2 protein-coding genes are annotated in these 1,579 nt (G+C 59.9%); one reads left to right on the top strand and one right to left on the bottom strand.

The window, feature by feature from the left end; all coding sequences use genetic code 11:
* The coding region (locus tag NTZ26_15750; GenBank protein MCX6561949.1) for a hypothetical protein at positions 1-574 on the top strand (574 nt) is incomplete at its 5' end.
* A gap of 107 nt (positions 575-681) precedes the next feature.
* Here NTZ26_15750 and NTZ26_15755 read toward each other — a convergent pair.
* On the bottom strand, positions 682-1,579 hold an 898-nt coding region (locus NTZ26_15755), incomplete at its 5' end, for an outer membrane beta-barrel protein (protein MCX6561950.1).

A 1,579-nucleotide genomic window follows, 5' to 3' on the forward strand; every position in this document is an offset into this window, starting at 1 on the left:
CTCCAGCGTCGCCTTCTGGTATCAAACGGGCGAGCCGACCTTCACTGCGCGCGCCCCGGGAGCGGCCGAACGAAAGCTGCCGTCGTTAGACCGGACGGCCGTACGGGCCGCCGATATCGCGGCGAAGATTCGTTCGGGCGCTGCTGAAATCTCCAAGCGGACGATCGATGATTTCGGCAGGGAAGCGCTCGTCGTCAAGCCCAAGAGCCCGACCGGCGCCTGGATCGAGATCCCGTTCGAGGTCAAGGCCAAGGAGCCGCTGCACCTTGTGCTCGGCGGATCGCTCGCCGACGACGGGGGGCGTTATCAGGCCTCATTGAACGGCGTCAAGCTCGGCCGGCCGCTGGATTTCTACGCCAACGAGACGGGGGCGCAAGAATTCCAATTGCTCGATTTCTGGCCCGAGCCGGGAGTCTATACCCTCCGCCTCGAGTGCGTCGGCAAGAATCCGCGGAGCCTAGGCACGGGCTGCATCGTCGAATCGGTGCGCCTCCTCGAACGGCGGCCTCGCGTAGCCGCCATGGCCCACGACAAAGACAAGGACTGGCGCAAAGAGCCGAAGCTGTATCAGTGATCCGGGAATGCCGGGGCGAAGATAACGCTCTGTCATTGCGAGTGCGGCGGAAGGTGCCGTTGTCGCTGCTACACTACGCTCGCAACGACAAGCAAGAATCTCTGTCTTCAGACTCCGATTTTGATCCCGACGCGGAGGACCGGTCCACCCATGCTGATCTTGAACGGACGCGCCTCGTCGACTGTGGTAGGTTCGCCCTTCTGGATATCCAGGTAATGCCAAGTATTTCCCCACACGTCAGCGGTCGAGTACCACATTTGGGTCTGGTCGACGGTAGCACTACCGGATTCATGCCCGCCGGTCCAGGTGACGTTATCGGACTCGCGAAGAGTCCCTTGGATGTCATCGAACGAGGCAAGCCGGTAGAGCAGATCGAAGCAGAGCGAGGCGGGGCCGAACAGCTTGATCTCGGCGCCGAGTCCGGCCTGGAACCCGAGCACGCTCTTGCGATCCGATTCGAAAGTCCGGAGGAGATCCCATTTCCAGTTAAGCTTGCCTAAATAATTGGGGTCCTTATAGAGGCTGTGCTCCTCAACCTTGACCAGACTGGAAAAATAGGTCGCGCCGACCGAGAGATTGATCCGGACGGGCTCCGAGGCGACGAAATAATAGAGAAGATCCAACGAAACGGGCAGGGACTGGACTTTATAGGAACTGATCTGCTCAACGGTCGCACCGCTCCCGTCGTTGAGCATGGAATCCTGATTAATCGACTTGCTGAGATAGCCGATCCCGAAGGCCATCCCCAGCCGCGGGTTAAACATCAAAACGGCTTGGACGCCCCCTTCGATGGCAATCGGTTTCCAATCCAAATCAAAAGTTCCGGTATAGCCAACCTCGCGCCAACGATCGGCCGTGCTGGCGAAAAGCGGTTTGAAATCCCCGCCCGTCAGCCAGTATCCCGCGCCGCCATAGAGCTTCAGCGAGAAGGCAGGGCCGGCCTGGGCCAAGGCGACGAGCAGGAGAAACGACAGAACGAATAAAGCGGCCTTTCGCGTCGACATT

It is taken from the genome of Candidatus Aminicenantes bacterium (genome assembly GCA_026393855.1).
Taxonomy (GTDB): Bacteria; Acidobacteriota; Aminicenantia; order Aminicenantales; family UBA4085; genus UBA4085.